Source organism: Neorhizobium petrolearium (assembly GCF_029854435.1).
GTDB classification, from domain to species: domain Bacteria; phylum Pseudomonadota; class Alphaproteobacteria; order Rhizobiales; family Rhizobiaceae; genus Neorhizobium; species Neorhizobium petrolearium.
Genome location: NZ_CP123000.1, coordinates 4,107,122 through 4,124,064 on the forward strand (window position 1 = coordinate 4,107,122; position 16,943 = coordinate 4,124,064).

Annotated in this window: 18 protein-coding genes; 4 read left to right on the forward strand and 14 right to left on the reverse strand. The window is 60.6% G+C overall.

The window, feature by feature from the left end; translation table 11 throughout:
• Positions 1–153: 153 nt before the first annotated feature.
• The 9 genes from QEO92_RS19965 to QEO92_RS20005 all read right to left on the reverse strand — a co-directional run bounded on the left by QEO92_RS19965 (position 154) and on the right by QEO92_RS20005 (position 9,270).
• A complete protein-coding gene (locus QEO92_RS19965; protein ID WP_037153516.1) occupies positions 154–993 on the reverse strand; it encodes an inositol monophosphatase family protein in 840 nt (279 codons plus the stop codon).
• Position 994: 1 nt separating this feature from the next.
• Entirely contained in the window at positions 995–1,795 is an 801-nt protein-coding gene (locus QEO92_RS19970) for a glycerophosphodiester phosphodiesterase family protein (protein ID WP_037153518.1), read from the reverse strand.
• A gap of 16 nt (positions 1,796–1,811) precedes the next feature.
• Positions 1,812–2,678 carry an ABC transporter permease gene (locus tag QEO92_RS19975; protein ID WP_037153520.1) on the reverse strand — a complete coding sequence of 289 codons (867 nt, stop codon included), beginning with the start codon at positions 2,676–2,678 and terminating at the stop codon, positions 1,812–1,814.
• Position 2,679: 1 nt separating this feature from the next.
• A complete protein-coding gene (locus QEO92_RS19980) occupies positions 2,680–3,597 on the reverse strand; it encodes an ABC transporter permease (protein WP_227704192.1) in 918 nt (305 codons plus the stop codon).
• The gene (locus QEO92_RS19985; protein WP_037153523.1) at positions 3,594–4,643 is read right to left on the reverse strand and encodes an oligopeptide/dipeptide ABC transporter ATP-binding protein; all 1,050 of its coding nucleotides are present in this window, start codon (positions 4,641–4,643) and stop codon (positions 3,594–3,596) included. The genes QEO92_RS19980 and QEO92_RS19985 overlap by 4 nt, the downstream gene beginning before the upstream one ends.
• On the reverse strand, positions 4,640–5,587 hold the full coding sequence (locus QEO92_RS19990; protein ID WP_037153525.1) for an ABC transporter ATP-binding protein: 948 nt from the start codon (positions 5,585–5,587) through the stop codon (positions 4,640–4,642). The genes QEO92_RS19985 and QEO92_RS19990 overlap by 4 nt, the downstream gene beginning before the upstream one ends.
• 57 nt (positions 5,588–5,644) lie before the next feature.
• Positions 5,645–7,210, reverse strand: coding sequence for an ABC transporter substrate-binding protein (locus QEO92_RS19995; RefSeq protein WP_037153537.1), 1,566 nt, complete (start codon positions 7,208–7,210; stop codon positions 5,645–5,647).
• Between the two features lie 48 nt (positions 7,211–7,258).
• The gene (locus QEO92_RS20000) at positions 7,259–8,032 is read right to left on the reverse strand and encodes a DeoR/GlpR family DNA-binding transcription regulator (protein WP_227704193.1); all 774 of its coding nucleotides are present in this window, start codon (positions 8,030–8,032) and stop codon (positions 7,259–7,261) included.
• Positions 8,033–8,376: 344 nt separating this feature from the next.
• Positions 8,377–9,270, reverse strand: a complete 894-nt coding sequence (locus QEO92_RS20005) for a LysR family transcriptional regulator (protein ID WP_037153540.1) — start codon at positions 9,268–9,270, stop codon at positions 8,377–8,379.
• A 97-nt stretch (positions 9,271–9,367) separates the two neighbouring features.
• Here QEO92_RS20005 and QEO92_RS20010 point away from each other — a divergent pair, with 97 nt between their 5' ends.
• The 4 genes from QEO92_RS20010 (at position 9,368) to QEO92_RS20025 (ending at position 12,786) form a co-directional block, all read left to right on the forward strand.
• Positions 9,368–10,783 carry an aldehyde dehydrogenase family protein gene (locus tag QEO92_RS20010; protein ID WP_227704194.1) on the forward strand — a complete coding sequence of 472 codons (1,416 nt, stop codon included), beginning with the start codon at positions 9,368–9,370 and terminating at the stop codon, positions 10,781–10,783.
• 192 nt (positions 10,784–10,975) lie between these two features.
• Positions 10,976–11,542: a TetR/AcrR family transcriptional regulator gene (locus QEO92_RS20015; protein ID WP_037153548.1), complete on the forward strand. Its 567-nt coding sequence runs from the start codon at positions 10,976–10,978 to the stop codon at positions 11,540–11,542.
• A 50-nt stretch (positions 11,543–11,592) separates the two neighbouring features.
• Positions 11,593–12,561 carry a quinone oxidoreductase family protein gene (locus tag QEO92_RS20020; RefSeq protein WP_227704195.1) on the forward strand — a complete coding sequence of 323 codons (969 nt, stop codon included), beginning with the start codon at positions 11,593–11,595 and terminating at the stop codon, positions 12,559–12,561.
• 12 nt (positions 12,562–12,573) lie between these two features.
• On the forward strand, positions 12,574–12,786 hold the full coding sequence (locus tag QEO92_RS20025; RefSeq protein WP_052182961.1) for a hypothetical protein: 213 nt from the start codon (positions 12,574–12,576) through the stop codon (positions 12,784–12,786).
• Positions 12,787–12,878: 92 nt separating this feature from the next.
• Here the strand turns inward: QEO92_RS20025 and QEO92_RS20030 are convergent, their stop codons facing one another.
• The 5 genes from QEO92_RS20030 to QEO92_RS20050 form a co-directional block, all read right to left on the reverse strand.
• Positions 12,879–13,019 (reverse strand): hypothetical protein, encoded by a 141-nt coding sequence (locus QEO92_RS20030; RefSeq protein ID WP_200883973.1) that lies wholly within the window; start codon positions 13,017–13,019, stop codon positions 12,879–12,881.
• Between the two features lie 28 nt (positions 13,020–13,047).
• Entirely contained in the window at positions 13,048–13,464 is a 417-nt protein-coding gene (locus tag QEO92_RS20035) for an organic hydroperoxide resistance protein (RefSeq protein WP_037153564.1), read from the reverse strand.
• A gap of 157 nt (positions 13,465–13,621) precedes the next feature.
• Positions 13,622–14,941: an ATP-binding protein gene (locus QEO92_RS20040; protein ID WP_037153567.1), complete on the reverse strand. Its 1,320-nt coding sequence runs from the start codon at positions 14,939–14,941 to the stop codon at positions 13,622–13,624.
• Complete coding sequence (locus QEO92_RS20045; protein WP_037153578.1) at positions 14,938–15,678, reverse strand: response regulator; 741 nt, start codon at positions 15,676–15,678, stop codon at positions 14,938–14,940. The genes QEO92_RS20040 and QEO92_RS20045 overlap by 4 nt, the downstream gene beginning before the upstream one ends.
• Before the next feature lie 111 nt (positions 15,679–15,789).
• Positions 15,790–16,842 (reverse strand): alpha/beta fold hydrolase, encoded by a 1,053-nt coding sequence (locus QEO92_RS20050; RefSeq protein ID WP_037153581.1) that lies wholly within the window; start codon positions 16,840–16,842, stop codon positions 15,790–15,792.
• Positions 16,843–16,943 lie beyond the last annotated feature (101 nt).

Here is a 16,943-nt window from a genome sequence, read left to right on the forward strand (position 1 = left end):
CCTTGCGGGCGGTCAAAGCGGCAAGAACCTGGGTCGTACCGGAGACCCTGGGAATGGCGGCTGCGGCCGCCTTGCCCATTTCCTTCGGCGTCGCCGCGATCGAAGCATCGGCTCGTCGCAGCGATCAGGGATACGTAGGTGGCACAGCGCCTTTTAGGCCCCTTGTTCCATGGCTTCGAGCGATTTTGCGGGCAGCGGGACGCGCTCTAGCAGCGGATGCACCTTGTTCAAGAACTCGGGGCTTCCACATGCGAAACGAAGCTTCGATGACAGGTCGATCCCATCCCAATCGATCGTGTGCAAGATACCGAGATTGTCGAGGATCGGCAGTGCTGCCATCACATCCCAGGTCGAATCCCCAAGCGACAGATAGCCATCCGTTTCGCCCATCGCCACTTCGACCAGCGAAATCGTGGCTGCCCCTCCGACGCGGAAGCTGATGCCAAGGTCGTCCGAGATGAAGCGTATGACTTCAAGCCGGTCAGCCGTCGATACCGAGGGATGGAAGCTCAACCCGATCGAGGCTCGCGACATGTCGAGGGCGGGAAGCGGCTTGACCGGTTTGCCGTTGAGCCGTGTCGGCACCGTCTTGCCTCCGACGAGGGTCAGGCCCCGTGCAGGCGCATGGATCACTCCGAATACCGGCCGACGGCTTTCGTAAATACCGATGGAAACCGCCCAGTTCTGGCCGCCCCGGACGAAGTTGAATGTCCCGTCGATTGGATCGATAACCCAGATACGACCGGAGGTTCCGGGGATTTCTCCGCCCTCCTCGCCGAAGATGCCGTCATCGGGAAAGGCTTCCTGCAGTCTGGCGATCAGCAGTTCCTCAACCTGCTTGTCGGCCTCGGTCACGAGATCGAGGTGACCTTTTTTCTCGACTGGCAGGCTCGCCAGCGATTGAAAGTAGGTCAGGGCCAGCTTTCCGGCCTCCCTTGCGATGTCCTCGACGACAGCCTTGACCGCGCAAGCGGCCGAGGCCGAGTTATGCATATCAGCCACGGGCTCTATCCCTGAGCCTTGTCACTTGCGCCACGTCGTCGCCGAGAAGCTGGTCCAGTTGGCCCTCGCGAACCCATTGCACGACCTGGGCTTCGATATCGGTGCCGTATTGCATGAGCTTCTCGTGATACAGGGCCGGCAGGTAGGTGAATACGGCGAAACCATCCTCATGAAGCTGGTGTGCCTCGCCGCTGGCGAAGTGGTAGACCTCGATGTTCATCGCATCGAGATTCGCCTGCCGGGCAATGGCGGCGGGGTCGATCAGTCGGGAGTGCATCAGGCCAACGGTCGGCACTTCAGGGATCGCTTCCTTCACCGCCTTCAGCTGAACGTAGTCGAACGAGGAAAACTGCAGAAGGTCGGCGCAGCCCAATTCATCGATAAGCGTCCTCAGCTTCGGGAAGAAGACGTCATTGCGGTCGTAGATCTTCAGCTCGAGCTGATAGATGATGCCGAGCTCGCGGGCGAGCTGCAGCGCATCCCTGAGAAGCGGCACCCGTTCTCCGGCGAATTCCTCGCTGAACCAACTCCCCGCATCAAGCCTGGATATCTCCGAATACGTCATCTTTTGCACGATACCGTGACCGTTGGTGGTCCGGTCGACGGTCTTGTCGTGCATCAGCACCAGTTCACCATCGCTCGTGATGCCGAGATCGGTCTCGCACGTGACGAGGCGGCCGGCGTATTCAAAAGCCTTTCGAAACGCGGCGAGCGTGTTTTCCGGAGCGCCTGCGCTATGACCGCGATGGCCGCCAAGGCGCATCGTCTCAATGGTCATTCTAAGCGGATTCATCATATTTTCCTTTTCGTTAGCGGAGCCGCGCATCGAGGCGATCGCGCAGGTAGTCCCCGAGCAGACTGATGGAGAGGGTCGTGAGGACGATGACCGCACCGGGGAAAGCTGCGAGCCACCAGGCGATCGCCAGATAGTTCCGGCCGTCGGCCACCATCAGTCCCAGGCTTGTTTCCGGCGGCTGGATGCCGAGCCCAAGGAAACTCAAGCCGCTTTCCAGCAGGATGATTTCAGGGAAGTTCACGGTGAACTGCACGATGAGCGGGCCGGCGATGTTCGGCAGCATGTGACGGAGGTAAATGCGCATCGACGGGACGCCGACAATGCGGGCCGCTTCCGCATAGCCCTCTTCCTTGGCGCTGATGACCAGGCCGCGCGTCAATCGCGCATAACGTTCCCAGCTCGCGAAACCGACGAGAAAGACAAACAGCAGCGGGCTGGTTCCGAACAGGGCGAGCACGCTGAGGGCGACGATGATGAAAGGCACCGCCGCCATCGCATCGGCGAAGCCCATGATGGCGTTGTCCACCCAGCCGCCGAAATGGGCGGAGAGCAGGCCGAGGCTTATTCCGATCAACGCGCAGATCACCGATCCCACCAGCGCGATCATCAAGGTCGTCTGGGTGGCGACCAGCAGGTTGCTGACCACATCCCGCCCCAGATAGTCGGTCCCGAGCAGATGCGCGGCAGATATGAATGGGCGCGCGAACCGTGCCAGAGGATCCTGATGCGTATAGTCGTAAGGTGCCGACCAGTGGGCCGTAATGCCGATGATCACCGCGATGGCGATCCATGCGCAGCACAGGGCGATGCTGGCTGGCATGCGGTGGAACGGCGTCCACACCATGCTCCTGAACGAGCGGAATGATGTCGCAACCGCCATGTCAATGCTTCCTGATTTTCGGATCGAGGACCGCGTAAAGGACGTCGACGATCAGATTGACGGCAACCATGAAGGCTGTGAACAGCACGATCATCGCCTGTACCACGGGCAGGTCGCCGGTGTTCGTCGCATTCACGAAACCGCTGCCGAGGCCGGGCCAGGCGAACACGGGCTCGATGAGCGCAGAACCGCCGAGCAGGCCACCGGCAACGAAGCCGAGCGTGGTCACCATCGGGATCGCGGCGTTCGGAAGCGCGTGACGGATAATGATCTCCCAGCGCGGAATGCCGTCGGCGCGGGCGGCTGCGATATAGGGCTGGCCCAGCACGTCGATCAGGGTCGAGCGCATGAAGCGCGCCACCGCAGCTGCATTGAATAGGGCGAAAGTCGCGACGGGCAGGATTGCATGGTTCCAGGTCGAACTGCCGGAACTCGGCAGCACCCGAAGCCAGACGGCGACGACGAAGATGAAGGTCAGGCCGAGCAGGAAGTTGGGAACGCTATAGCCCAGCACAGCGCCGGCCATGACGCCTTTGTCGAGCGCGGTCTCTCGGCGCATCGCCGCAAGGATTCCGGCAGGTATGCCGATCAGCATGCTGACGATGAAGGCCGACACCGTTACGATCAGGGTTTTCGGAATACGCTCGCTAACGACCGTGAAAACCTCGCGGCCGTCCGCGAACGAGACCCCGAAATCGCCACGAAGGACGTTGGTGACATAGTACAGATATTGTTCGGGGATCGACCGATCCAGGCCCCATTTGGCGTTGAAGGCAGCCAGGGCTTCGGGACCCGCATTGTCGGATAGCATCTGCTGGGCGGGATCTCCGCTCAGGCGCAGAACGATGAAGACCAGCGTGACGGTGAACACGAGTACCGCAATCGCTCGAACCAGGCGAGCAAGGATAAAGGCCGTCACAGTGCCATCTCCTTCTGTGATGCCGTCCCCCTCTCCGTCACCATGTCGATTTGCGGTGCTATCGATCGCGGGAATTCCTCGGCACGATGACATGCGGCATGCTGGCTGGCGCCATGTGCTGGAATTGGACGGAGTTCGGGTGTTTCAATAGCGCACCTGTCGATCGCGAAGGGACAGCGTGACCAGAAAGAGCAGCCCTGCGATATTTTCGACGCGTCGAGTTCCCCCTTGATCGGCGGCTCGATATTGCGAACTGTCGAGTCCATGGTCGGGACCGAGGCGAGGAGCGCCCGCGTATAGGGATGGCGCGGCCATTCGTAGACGGATCTGATGTCGCCGGTCTCGACGACGCGGCCGAGATACATGACGGCGATGCGGTCGACGAGATGACGAACAATGCGCAGGTCGTGGGTGATGAAGACATAGGCGAGATCGAGCTCCTGCCAGAGCGATCGTAGAAGCGCGACGACCTGGGCCTGAACCGATACGTCGAGAGCGGATACCGCCTCGTCGAAGACGACCAGTTTCGGGTCGAGGACCAGAGCTCGGGCAATCACGACACGCTGTCGCTGGCCACCCGACATCTGGTGGGGATAACGGGTCATCATCGCGCTCGACAGGCCGACGCGCTCAAGCATTGCGGCGACATGTTCGTAAGCGCCCGCCCGGCCAGCGATACGATGGACCAGAAGTCCTTCCGCGACCTGCTGTCCGATGGTCATCTGCGGGTTGAGGGCGGAGAGCGGGTTCTGTTGCACCAGGGAGGTGCGAACCCGAAACTCTTTCCAGTCCCGCGCGCGGCGCTGCTTGTGGTTGATGCCTTCAAACCACACGTCGCCCTGCGTGGGCTCCGTCAATCCGAGCAGAAGCCGGCCGAGTGTCGACTTGCCGCTTCCGGATTCGCCAACGACGCCGATGCGTTCACGAACTGCAAGTTCAAAGCCGATCGAGTTCACCGCGAGCTGAGTGGTCGGCCGTGCGAAGAGCCCGGTCTTGTGGCGGAATGCCTTGGTCAGGCCGCTGGCTTGAAGAAGAGGAGTGCTCATGCCGCCACCGGATGGTAACAGGAGGCCTCGTGGGCGAAGCCGATGTTAGCGGGCGCCGGGAAGCGGGCGGAGCATTCGCCGCTCGCACGCGAACAGCGCGGGTGGAAATGGCACCCTTCCGGAAGGCTGTCGAGAAGCGGGACGGAGCCAGGAATCGGAACCGGCGGTGCGAGGTCATCCGGATCGATGCTCGGCATGCAGTCGATTAGCGCGCGCGCATAAGGGTGCGACGGTCGCTCAAGCAGTTCGGCGACGGATGCGGTCTCGACGATCTTGCCGCAATACATCACGGCCGCCCTGTCGGCGAGGCGGGCGATGACACCGAGATCGTGCGATACGATCATCAGCGACATGCCGGTTTCCGCCTTCAACTCTTCCAGCAAATGCAGGATCTGGGCCTGCATGGTAACGTCGAGCGCCGTCGTCGGCTCATCGGCAATCAGCAACTGGGGCTTGGCTGCAAGCGCGTGGGCAATCATGACGCGCTGGTTCATGCCGCCGGAGAACTGGTGCGGATAGGCACGCAGCCGGCTCCTGGCGCGGTCGATGCCGACGCGCTCCAGAAGTCGCATGGCCTCCATCCGGGCATCCCTGCCCTTCAGGCCCTGGTGGCGGTAGAGCGCCGATTCCAGATAATAGCCGATTGTATGGACGGGATTGAGGCTGCTGGTCGGGTCCTGAAAGATCATCGCGATTTTCGGTACAGCCGGCTTGCGGGTGCTCGGGCCACCGGGTTCGAAGGTCACGCTGCCGCCGCTACGAACGATGCCGCGCGGAAGCATATTGGCCACCGCACAGCAGGTCACGCTCTTGCCGCAGCCGGATTCGCCGACGAGACCGAGCGTCTGGCCTGCCTCCAGAGAGAAGCTGATGCCGTCGAGGATTTTTATGTTCCGCGCCGGGACCTCGACGACGAGGTCGCGAACGGTCAAGAGTTTGGACATGGCGAATCTCCAGGCGCGGTGCGCACGGATGCGCACCGCCGGTTCGACAGGTTAGGCTCAGCCGAAGGTAAGGTTGTCGCGGAATTCCATCATCTCGAAGCTGATCGGCTTCCAGTGAACGTCCTTGCGGGCCGCGTAGACATCGAAGGGCTGGTAGAGGATCACGGCCGGCGCTTCTTCTTCGAAGATGTCGCGGAGGCGGTTGAAGGCGTCGAAACGCTCCTTGCCGTCAGGCATCTGCGATACCTTCGTGCACAGTTCGTTGAATTCCGCCGGAGCCTTCCAGCCCCACCGCTTCTGAACCTGGCCTTTGGGTCCGAATTCGCAGATCATCGTGGCCCAGGCATCTGTCATCCACTGGCCGTTGGACCAGTTGCGCATATAGCTGTCCTGATCCTTCGGTGCTCCGCCCGGTGCATAGACTTTCGGCACCACGGTAACGCCGATCTGCTTCCACATCTCGATCATCATCATCAAGGCGGGAATGGCGTTGGCATAATAGTTGCCCATCGTGTGATAGGTAATCGGCGTGCCGTCGTAGCCGCTTTCCTTTACCAGGCGCTTGGCTTCCTCGACGTTGTAATCCATGGCGCGGCGGTTCGGATCGAAGGTCTTGCCATAGTTCGGGAAGTTGAAGCCGTGTGGGATCGTCGCCTTGTTCTTCCAGAGGGATTCGACGATCAACGGACGATTGACCGCAAGCGCCAGTGCGCGACGAAGGGTCTTCGACTGAAAGACGGACTGGTTCATATTGAAGGTGAACATGTGGAAGTTTTCGACGATATTTCCACGCGTCTCCAGGTCAGGGTAGCTGTTGATCATCGCCATATCGTCCGGCGTCAGCGTCGTAACGATATCGTATTCGCGGCTGATCAGTCCGGCGACACGCGTAGCCGGCTCCGCAACGAGCTGGTAGGTGATTTTCGATGCGGTCGGCTTCAGCCCCCAATAGGCGTCGTTGGCTTCCACGACGACACGGTCGTTGGCGACGAATTCCACGAACTTATATGGACCCGTGCCGATCGGCTTGTTGCCAAAGGCAACCGTTCCGAGCTTCTTGTAATATTCCTTGGGAACGATGCGTCCCATCCAGGATGCCACGTAGGATTCGGTCAGAGGGGTGGGAGTCTTGGTGCGCAGTACGACGGTGTACTTGTCCTCGACAACGGGCTCGTCGAAATCGAGCGAGTAGGAACCGCCGAGCGGGATCGTCTTGATCGCTTCCGGACCCCATAACCGTTCCGAGGAGAAGGTGTAGGCGACATCGTCTGCCGTCATCTCGACGCCATCGTGGAACATGACCTTCTGGCGCAGCTTGAAACGCACCGACTTGTCGTCGATCCGCTCCCAGCTTTCGGCCAGCGAAGGCATCAGATCAATGCCATTGCCCGGCGCGCCCTTGCCGAAAAAGTCGCGCACGAGGAGCGTGTCGAAAATCTGGTTGACGATGCGAGGGCCGACATTGCTGATGGCGTTGATCGGCTCCAGCGTAACCGGGATCCCGTTGACGCCGATTTTCAGCGCGCGGCGCTCGGCAGCGAAGGAGAACCTGGCACCCGCTGTCGAGGCGAGTGCCGTGACGCTTGCGCCGATCATGAACTTTCTACGGTTGGTCTTGAGCATCTGCTCTCTCCTGGTTGGAAGATGCTGTTGATGGAAACTTGGATTTGCCTAGTTCGCGATGACGAACTTCTTCCGCAGCTTCTCCGGCGCGGCATCGATGATGGATTTCGTGCCGGAGTCGGTTACGATGACGCCGACGTCTTCGATCTTCGCGACGACTGAAAGGCTGGATTTTGTGAACTTGGAATGATCCGCCACGACGATCACCCGCCTCGACACCTCGATCATGGCGCGAGCCACACTCGCGTTCACCGGTGAGACCGTGCAGATCAATCCGCGATCGACATCGATCGACGCGGCGTTGAGGATGAGCTTGTCGACATTGAACTGGCGAATGAACTGCTCCGCCAACGGTCCCCGGAAGGACCGGTTCGTTTCGGTATATTCGCCTCCGACCGAATAGATGCTCTGCCCGTCGACACGCGTCAGTTCGGCGACGATGTCGAGACCGTTCGAGATGAACGTGAGGCTGCTTCGTCCGGTTAGCTTCTTGGCGACTTCCAGCGCGGTGGTGCCGGCATCGAGGAGCACCGTGTCGCCATCGACGACCATTCCGGCAACGACCGCGGCGATGGCGGCTTTCTCCGTCTGTTTCCAGACCAGACGCGCGGCATTCGTCACATCGAGCGCAACCTGGTTGAGATTGACGGCGCCGCCATGCGTCCTGCGCAGAAGGCCGGCCTCCTCGAGCTCACCCAGGTCGCGGCGAACGGTCGCCACCGAAATATCGAAGCGCTCCGTCAGAGTGCGAATGTCGACGAAGTTCCGTTCGCGCAACAGCTCGACGATTTTCGCCTGACGATCTTCCGCTTGAGTCAGCACCGGCTTACCCCATGTCACCAAATTGACGCATATCGCTCATTCGTGTGAGCGATATCTATCTTCCTTGAATGACATTCACATGACGGAAGGGCCGAAATTGAAGGCGATGACCGTGAAAAGATATTCGCTGGCAGGGAATGATCGAAAACGATCATTTTTGTTGGATGAGAACCTTTGCGCGAAATACTGGTGGTTCAAACAACACGAAGATATCGATGCGATAAGGCTTTGGAGCAGCGCCAGTCGCAAAAAACTGGAGGAACCGACCTCGGGATCTTGTTAACCCCGCGTCCTTGCACTTCTGCAAAATCGAAGACCAAGAACCGAGTCGCTGCCGGCCCCATCTATTTCCTCTTTTGTTCGTTGATGAGATCAACGAAGGCGCGCAGCTTGGCGGGCATGTGTCGGCCTTGAGGATAGTAGAGATGAAGCCCGGGGTAAGCTGGGCACCAGTCTTCCAGCACCGGCACAAGTCGACCAGCGGCGATATGCAGGGCCACGGAATGCTCGCCGAGATAAGCGAGGCCGGCACCCGAAAGAGCCGCGTCCAGAATCAGGCCGGTCTCGTCCAGCGTGAGATTTCCCGGAACATCGACCATCTGCGCCTCGCCCCGCCGTTCGAACTCCCAGCGGTAAAGCCGACCGCTTGTCATGCGCATCTGGATACAGCGATGATGCAACAGATCGCTCGGAACGGCCGGCTTGGGCCGCTCCTCGAAATATTCGGGTGACGCGACAACGAGGGAACGGAGTGTCGGGATAATCGGGACGGCTACCATGTCGGGCGAGATCGACTCGGCAAGTCGGATACCGGCATCGAACCCCTTGCCGATAATGTCGACAAGCGCATTCTCGGTTACCACCTCGAGATCGACCTCCGGATAGCGGTGGTTATATTCGAGAATGAGGGGCTGAAGCAGCATTCGCGCAGCGCCGGGCGCCATGTTGAGCCGAAGCCTGCCCGAAGGACGAGCGGAGTGTTCGCCCGCGTGTTCGATCGCGTTTTCGATTGAACGTAATGCCGGCGCGATCTCCAAGAGGAACTGCTCGCCCGCTGCCGACAGCGCGACGCTGCGCGTGGTTCGATTGAAGAAGCGAACCGACAGACGTTCTTCCAGAGCGGCGATCGCATGGCTGAGGGCCGATGACGACATGCCGAGTTCCCGTGCGGCGGCACGAAAACCTCCATGGCGCGCCACCGCGGCAACCGCTTGAAGTTCAATCAGGCTCGCCCTCATTGCTCGATATAGCTCATCAGTCTGTCAAACTTTATCCTACTACAAACAACAGATAGCGCACGCCATTTCTTCCGTGAAGGCAACATGGGAGAATGAAATGCGTATAATCGACAAGATCTATATCGACGGGGCGTTCGTCGAACCTCACGGCCGGGAATGGGCGCCGCTCTTCAATCCGGCGACCGAGGAGCAGATCGGCACCGTTCGTCTCGCCGACGCGCAAGATGCCGAACGCGCCGTGACTGCGGCGAAGCGCGCTTTCCCGGCATTCTCCACAACGACGAAGGCGGAGCGGATCGACATGCTGAAGCGGCTACATGCCGCGGTCGCGGCGCGGGCAAGCGATCTTGTCGACGCCATGCGCGAGGAATATGGCGCACCGTCCACATTCATTGATTTCGCAGCGCCGCGGGCAGGCAACGTCTTTCTCGACATGGCGAACACGCTGGAGAGCTACGATTTCCGGCGCCATATCGGTCGCGCCGAGGTGGAGATGCGTCCCTCCGGTGTCGCCGTGGCAATCACACCGTGGAACAGCAACTACAGCTTCATCTGCGGCAAGCTTTCGGCGGCAATCGCTGCGGGAGCAACCATGGTCATCAAGCCCTCGGAAATGAGTGCGATCCAGACGCAGGTGGTGACTGAATGCTTGCACCAGGCGGGCTTGTCGAAAGGGGTGCTCAACATCGTAACCGGCTACGGCAATGTCGTCGGGTCAGCCCTGACCGCGCATCGTGACGTTTCCAAGGTTACGTTTACCGGCTCGACCGCCACCGGCCGGGCAATCGTCCACTCGGCAGCGGCGACGATGAAACGGGTGACCATGGAACTCGGCGGCAAGAGCCCGAGCATCATTCTGGATGATGCCGATCTGGATGTGGCGATACCTCAAGTTCTTTCCGCCGGCTTTCTGAACAGCGGCCAGGCATGTATCGCCGGAACCCGCATCCTCGTTCCCGAGCCTATGCAGGGCGAGATCGAAGCCCGCCTCAAGAGAGCGGCCATGGCCTTCAAGGTCGGCGATCCCGCCGACAGAGAAGTCCGTGTCGGGCCGATGGTCAGCCGCAAACAGTGGGAGCGCGTCCAGAGCTATCTGCGCCTCGGCCAGGAAGAAGGCGCCATCCTGCTGACTGGTGGCGAAGGACGCCCCGAAGGTCTCGATCGTGGCTGGTTCGTGCGGCCGACAATCTTTGCCGGTGTCAGAAACGACATGCGCATCGCCCGCGAGGAAATCTTCGGGCCGGTTCTCTCCGTCATTTCCTATCGCGACGAGGACGAGGCGATCAGGATCGCCAATGACACCGACTACGGTTTGCAGGCGCATGTCTTTTCCTCCGATCCCGATCGGGCGAAACGGGTCGCGGATCAGATCGAAGCCGGGCGGGTCATCATCAATGGCGCACCGCACGAGCCGCTTGCACCCTTCGGCGGCTTCAAGCAATCCGGCTTCGGCCGCGAATTCGGAGTCTTCGGTCTCGAAGCCTTCCTCGAGCCTCGCGCGGTGATTAGGTAAGCGGCGGTCGCAGGGTGGAAGGAGCAGACCCGCCTGCCTGTACGGCCCGACGCCACGAGTAAGACGGGCATCGCCGCGGCGGACGCATGCCCTGTCCCGACGGAGGCAACAATGATACCTCAACGATAAGGAACAGGCGCCTGGTGACGATGGTTTCTTGACAGATCATTCCAATATAGCTACATGCCGGCTATGGCGCGAACCAAGGAATTCGACAAAGATCAGGCACTGGACGCCGCAATCGACGTGTTTCGCGAACATGGCTTCGAGGGCACGTCGACGGAAATGCTGGTGCGCGCGATGAAGATCGGCAGGCAAAGTCTCTATGACACGTTCGGCGACAAGTGGACGCTTTATTGCCTCGCCGTGGAACGCTATTCGGCCGCGGAGACCGATGCCCATATCGCGATGGTGCGCGGCGGACCGCGTGCCCTCGATGGTATCCGGGCGATGATGGAGCGGGTCGTGGAGAATGCCGGCCAAGCCTGTCTCGGTGTGAGTTCGATCTGCGAGTTCGGCCAGAGCCAGCCGGAACTGACAGCATTGCATCGCGCAGCCGATCTTCGTCTCAAGAAAGTCGCCACCGAACACATCAGGCAAGCGCAGGCCGCAGGTGACGTCGACACCTCATTATCCGCGGACGCCGCAGCCGATTTCCTCTTCGCCAGCGTTGCCGGAATTCGAATTGCAGCTCGCGGGGGCGCAAGCCGGGAGCAATTGCATTCCATCGCGGGGCTGGCGCTTCGGACCCTCACCTGAAGCAAAAAATTTGGACAATTCTGGAATAAACGATCAAGAAAGGAAATCCGATGAAAGCCGTGGTTATGAACAAGGTCGGCGGGACCGACGTGATGGAATTTGTCGATCGTCCGGAGCCCGCAGCAGCACCCGGGCATGTTCTGGTCGAGATCGCCGCCGCCGGCGTGAACTTCATGGATATCGGCGTGCGTCAAGGCATGGCCTGGGGCGAGATCCCGAACCCAAAGGTCCTGGGCGTCGAGGGCGTCGGCCGTGTGCTCACCGTCGGCGAAGGAGTGAACGATTTGGGGGCCGGCGACCGCGTCGCCTGGGTCTATGCGCCGGGAAGTTATGCGAAGTACCACTCGATTCCGGCGACGTCCCTTGTGAAGGTTCCCGATGCCATTGACGACAGGACAGCCGCGTCTGTGATGATGCAGGGGCTGACGGCCAGCCACTTCGCTACCGATTTCTATCCTGTGCAGCCAGGCGACACGGCTCTCATTCACGCCGCGGCAGGCGGAGTGGGCCTTCTGCTGACCCAGATCATCAGGCTGAGAGGCGGTCGTGTGATCGGTCGCGTTTCGTCCGATGACAAGATCGCAATCGCCAAAGAGGCGGGCGCCGAGCACGTCATCGTCGATACCCAAGGACGCTTCGCCGATGAGGTTTTGCGCCTCACCGACGGCAGGGGTGTCGATGTCGTTTATGATGGCTCAGGTCCGGCGACCTTCAAAGGTTCGCTAGAGGCGCTACGCCGTTCCGGTACGTTCTGCTGGTACGGTCCGGTGCTCGGCGGCCCGGGACCGCTCGACATCATGAGCCTGCCGAAAAGCATCAAGATCGGCTATGCGACCTTCTTCGATCATATCCACACGCCCGAACTCCTTCGGGTCCGTACGCATCAGCTTTTCCGCTGGATCGAGGACGGATCGCTCAAAGTGAGCATCGGCGGAACTTATCCCCTCGCCGACGCGGCCCGCGCCCATGCCGACATGGAAAGCCGCGTGACCACTGGTAAACTGCTTTTGATCCCGTAGCCGCTGGTTGCCGTGATCGCTTCCGCCCAGGAGGCGGGCGAGATCGCACCGGGAAATGCTGCCGAGATTTGTGGAGTTCTCGTCGATCTGCTTGAAGGCGCCAACAACCGGATGCGTCTTGGTCTGTCGAAGAGCCTCAGCGAAGCCGAATGCCTGATGCTCTTTGAGAGCCGCTGGACAATTTTCAAGGCGGCCATGAACTCCATTCCCAGCGACAAACCATGAGAAGGTCGAACGAGGCGGCTATCTGCAATATCGCCTCGTTCAGCATCATATCCGTTTGCGGACGCATTTTACGCAAACGGTGGCGGCCGCGGTTATCGCTGTAAATTGCCGGAAATCGCCGACATCGCCACGAGACCTGCGAGCGGCGAGGGTTCCGGTGAGAACACGTCATAAGCGCAAGGCGCCGCAAAAATGGCCATCGCCAGCATGCCGACAAGGATGATGCGCCTCATCGAACGCTCCTTGGATGCGACACGAAGGTCAAGCGACATTCAACTCGACATGAATGTTACCGCGCGTCGCCTTGGAATACGGGCAGGTCTCATGGGCTTCCCCGACGAGCGCCCGGGCGAGTTCCGCATCGAGGCCCGGCAAGCTGACATTCAAGCGGGCTTGCAGGAAATAGGCGCCGTCCGTCGTGCCGAGATCGACTTCCGCGTCGACCGCCGTATCGGCAGGAAGCCTGAGCTTGCGCTTGCCTGCAGCCAGCCCCATCGCACCGATGAAGCAGGCCGACCAGCCGGCTGCAAAGAGCTGTTCGGGATTGGTGCCCGGCTGGGTTGTGCCCGGAGGAGACAGTTTGACGTCGAGTTCGGCATCGTCGCTGCGCGCAAAGCCGTCGCGCCCGCCGGTCGTGTGGGTCTTGCCGGTGTAGAGAACCTTTTCGATCTTCGTCATGGAACACTCCTTCGTTTGTCGCTCACCGCGACGTTTGTTGACGAAAGGTGATTTGAAGGATTGACGTATCCGGCATGTTTCACAGAACGGCCGAAGTGTATCGAAGCATAGCAGCGGACCGGAGGGACATCTTCTCATACAAGGTGCCGAATGTCCGTCAGCGGAGTGTCACTTCCGCCGCCAGTCCCCCGCCGGAGCGATTGTAGAGCTTGACCGAACCGCCGATGGTCCCGGCGAGCTGCTGGGTGATGGCAAGCCCAAGCCCCGCGCCACCAGTCTCGCGGCTGCGGGATTGCTCCAACCGAAAAAAGGGTTGCATCGCAGCATCCAGCATGTCCTTCGGAATACCCGGCCCGCGATCCAGCACCGTGATGACGGTGCTGCCGTCCTCTTTTTTCTCGACTCCGACCTCGGCGCTACCGGCAAACTTCAGGGCATTGTCGATGAAATTCGTCAGGATACGCCGCAGCGCATGCGGCTTGGTCGAGGCCGTGCCTTGGACGATGCCGAGGACGGTGACCGCTTTTCCGGTGTCCTGATAGTCATAGACGATGCTGTCGATGAATGAGGCAAGATCGATGCGGGCTGTCTTTTCGCCATTGCCGTGGGAGCTGCGGGCATAGGCTATCCCATCCTGCACCAGTCTTTCGATCTCACGTAGGTCGTTGATGAGCTTGTCCTTCTCCGGCGAATCTTCGGCCATGTCCGCACGCAGTCGCATGCGGGTAATGGGCGTCTGGAGATCGTGGGAAATCGCCGCGAGAATCTGCACCCGCTCTTCGAGATAGTGGGCGATACGCTCGCGCATGGAGTTGAAAGCGCGCGCCGCATGCGCGACCTCGCGTGGTCCCGCTTCGCCGAGAGCCGGCCCCGGCCGGTTCGGATCGAGTGCATCAGCGGCATCCGCAAGCGCACCCAGCGGCCGGATCGCCTGCCGGACGGCGAACCAGGCGCACAGAACGAGCAGCACCATCTGCAGGGCGAAGACGTAAGGCAGCCAGTCCGCAACGGGCATGACGCCGCGCGGCGTGATATCGATCGTCAGCGGGCTTCCGTCGGTGAGCGCCAGATGCGCCTGAAGCCGCATCACATCACCGGGAATGGCCTCAACCCGCAGCGGAAAACGATGACCGACCGCATCCTCGATCCTGGCGGCGATTTCGGCGCTCCGAGGCGATGCGTCCGGGACGCCCTTGAGCCCATCGCCCAGCACGAACCGGTAGTTGCCGCGACTGAGCCAGTTGGTGAACTTTCCTCTCTCGTTCGCCGGCAGCCGGTCGAGAACAGCGATCGACGTGGCGACGTCATTCTCGAGCGTGCCGAGCATCACCGCCTTCGCCGACATGTAGCGCTCCAGATAGAGCACGCTGAAAGAGAGACCGTACGCAATCGCAAGCCCGACAAAGAGGATGACGAAGATGCGGGCGCGCAGCGTGCTCGGCCATGGCAATGAGCGGACCAGATCACCGGCCTTCATGGCCGCGGTTCCGATATCTCGACAGGCACCGAAAATACATACCCCTCGCTGCGCACCGTCTTGATGTAGGTCGGTTCGCGCGCGTCGTCGCCGAGCCGCTGGCGCAAACGGCTGACCAGAAGATCGATGGAACGATCGAACAGCTCGGCTTCCCGGCCCTGAGTCAGATTGAGAAGCTGGTCTCGATTAAGAACGCGCTGAGGATGGTCGATAAAGACCCGCAGCAGACGGTATTCTGCACCACTCAAAGCGATCTCCGTGCCTTGCGGGTCGAGAAGATGGCGGCCGATGGTGTCGAGTCGCCAATCGCCGAACGCCAGCACCTGCCCGGCCTCGCTGATCTGGAGATTGGGCGGCAACATGCGCGTCCGCCGCAGCACGGCCTTGACGCGCGCCAGCAGTTCGCGCGCGGCGAAGGGCTTGGCGAGATAGTCGTCGGCCCCCATCTCGAGGCCTATGATCCGATCCATTTCGTCGCTGCGAGCCGTCAGCATGAGGATCGGGATCGCCTTGTGCTTGCCGGCGCGCAGTTCGCGGCAGAGCACGAGCCCGTCATCACCCGGTATCATCACATCGAGAACGATCAGATCGACGGCGTTGGCTTCCAGAAAATTGCGCATCTGACGGCCATCGGCGGCCATCGATGCCCGCAAGCCGTTCTTCTTCAAATAGGACGACAACAATTCGCGGATTTCGCGGTCGTCATCGACGATCAGAATATGGTCAACATGCTCCATGGATAGCTCTTCAAATCCCTCGCCCGCTATGGCTGTATGCTTTGTTCTTTTCTAACCCTGAAAAATGCCGCCGCGAAGCGGAGAAATGTCCTCGCGGCAGCCAACGGTCTTCTAGAATTTCGCAACGTCGAGAACCGCCTGGGCGAAGGCCTGCGGCGCCTCCTGCGGCAGGTTGTGGCCTATGCCGCCGGTGATGGTGCGGTGTTCGTATTTGCCGGAAAACTTCTTGGCATAGACCGCCGGATCGGGATGGGGCGCGGCGTTCGCATCGCCCTCCATCGTGATCGTGGGAATGGCGATGACCGGAGCCTTGGCAAGTTTTTCCTCGTAGGCATCGTATTGCCCCTCGCCCTCGGCAAGACCCAGCCGCCAGCGATAGTTATGAATGGAGATCGCGACATGATCCGGATTGTCGAAGGCGACGGCCGACCGCTCGAAGGTCGCGTCATCGAATTTCCAGGTCGGCGATGCCGTCCGCCAGATCAGCTTGGCAAATTCACGCGTATTCGCCCCGTAACCGAGACGGCCTCGCTCGGTTGCGAAATAGAACTGGTACCACCAGGAAAGCTCCGCCGCCGGCGGCAGCGGCTTCTTGTTCCCTTCCTGGCTTCCAATCAGATAGCCGCTCACCGACACCATGGCCTTGCACCGTTCCGGCCAGAGCGCCGCCATGATGTTGACAGTGCGTGCACCCCAGTCGTAGCCGGCAACGATCGCCTTCTCGATGCCGAGTGCGTCCATCAGCGCGATCATGTCGGCGGCGAGTGCCGATTGCTGACCGTTGCGCGGTGTATCCTTGGACAGGAAGCGCGTCGTGCCGTAACCGCGAAGGTAGGGGATGATGACGCGATAACCGGCCGAAGCGAGGACCGGTGCGACATCGACGAAACTGTAGATATCATAAGGCCAGCCATGCACCAGCAGGACGGCAGGGCCGTCCGCCGGACCGGCCTCGGCATAACCGACATTCAGCACACCGGCTTCGATCTGCTTCAGCGCTTCGAAAGAAGTCTGCGCACCGGTCTTGGTAGCGGATTGCTTCGATGCCGATGCCGCGGCGGACTGCGCTTTCGCCAAAGAGGTGACGCCGAATTCAACGGCAGCAATGGTCATGGCGGCCATGCCGAAGAAGCGGCGGCGCTGATGATTGATTTCGTTCGACATGTTTTCTCTCCGATCTCAGTTGAACACGATCGAGAAAAAGCCGGCGGCATGTATCCCCTGTGTGTCCCATGCGACCCGCTATTGCATGCGGATGTAGCACG

Excerpts from the sequence above, each read along its gene's own strand:
- QEO92_RS20010 (WP_227704194.1), top strand. The coding sequence starts at position 9,368 with ATGCGTATAATCGACAAGATCTATATCGACGGGGCGTTCGTCGAACCT.
- QEO92_RS20040 (WP_037153567.1), bottom strand. The coding sequence starts at position 14,941 with ATGAAGGCCGGTGATCTGGTCCGCTCATTGCCATGGCCGAGCACGCTG.
- QEO92_RS19975 (WP_037153520.1), bottom strand. The coding sequence starts at position 2,678 with ATGGCGGTTGCGACATCATTCCGCTCGTTCAGGAGCATGGTGTGGACG.
- QEO92_RS20035 (WP_037153564.1), bottom strand. The coding sequence starts at position 13,464 with ATGACGAAGATCGAAAAGGTTCTCTACACCGGCAAGACCCACACGACC.
- QEO92_RS19995 (WP_037153537.1), bottom strand. The coding sequence starts at position 7,210 with ATGCTCAAGACCAACCGTAGAAAGTTCATGATCGGCGCAAGCGTCACG.
- QEO92_RS20050 (WP_037153581.1), bottom strand. The coding sequence starts at position 16,842 with ATGTCGAACGAAATCAATCATCAGCGCCGCCGCTTCTTCGGCATGGCC.
- QEO92_RS19990 (WP_037153525.1), bottom strand. The coding sequence starts at position 5,587 with ATGTCCAAACTCTTGACCGTTCGCGACCTCGTCGTCGAGGTCCCGGCG.
- QEO92_RS19985 (WP_037153523.1), bottom strand. The coding sequence starts at position 4,643 with ATGAGCACTCCTCTTCTTCAAGCCAGCGGCCTGACCAAGGCATTCCGC.
- QEO92_RS19970 (WP_037153518.1), bottom strand. The coding sequence starts at position 1,795 with ATGAATCCGCTTAGAATGACCATTGAGACGATGCGCCTTGGCGGCCAT.
- QEO92_RS20030 (WP_200883973.1), bottom strand. The coding sequence starts at position 13,019 with ATGAGGCGCATCATCCTTGTCGGCATGCTGGCGATGGCCATTTTTGCG.
- QEO92_RS19965 (WP_037153516.1), bottom strand. The coding sequence starts at position 993 with ATGCATAACTCGGCCTCGGCCGCTTGCGCGGTCAAGGCTGTCGTCGAG.
- QEO92_RS20015 (WP_037153548.1), top strand. The coding sequence starts at position 10,976 with ATGGCGCGAACCAAGGAATTCGACAAAGATCAGGCACTGGACGCCGCA.
- QEO92_RS20045 (WP_037153578.1), bottom strand. The coding sequence starts at position 15,678 with ATGGAGCATGTTGACCATATTCTGATCGTCGATGACGACCGCGAAATC.
- QEO92_RS20005 (WP_037153540.1), bottom strand. The coding sequence starts at position 9,270 with ATGAGGGCGAGCCTGATTGAACTTCAAGCGGTTGCCGCGGTGGCGCGC.
- QEO92_RS20020 (WP_227704195.1), top strand. The coding sequence starts at position 11,593 with ATGAAAGCCGTGGTTATGAACAAGGTCGGCGGGACCGACGTGATGGAA.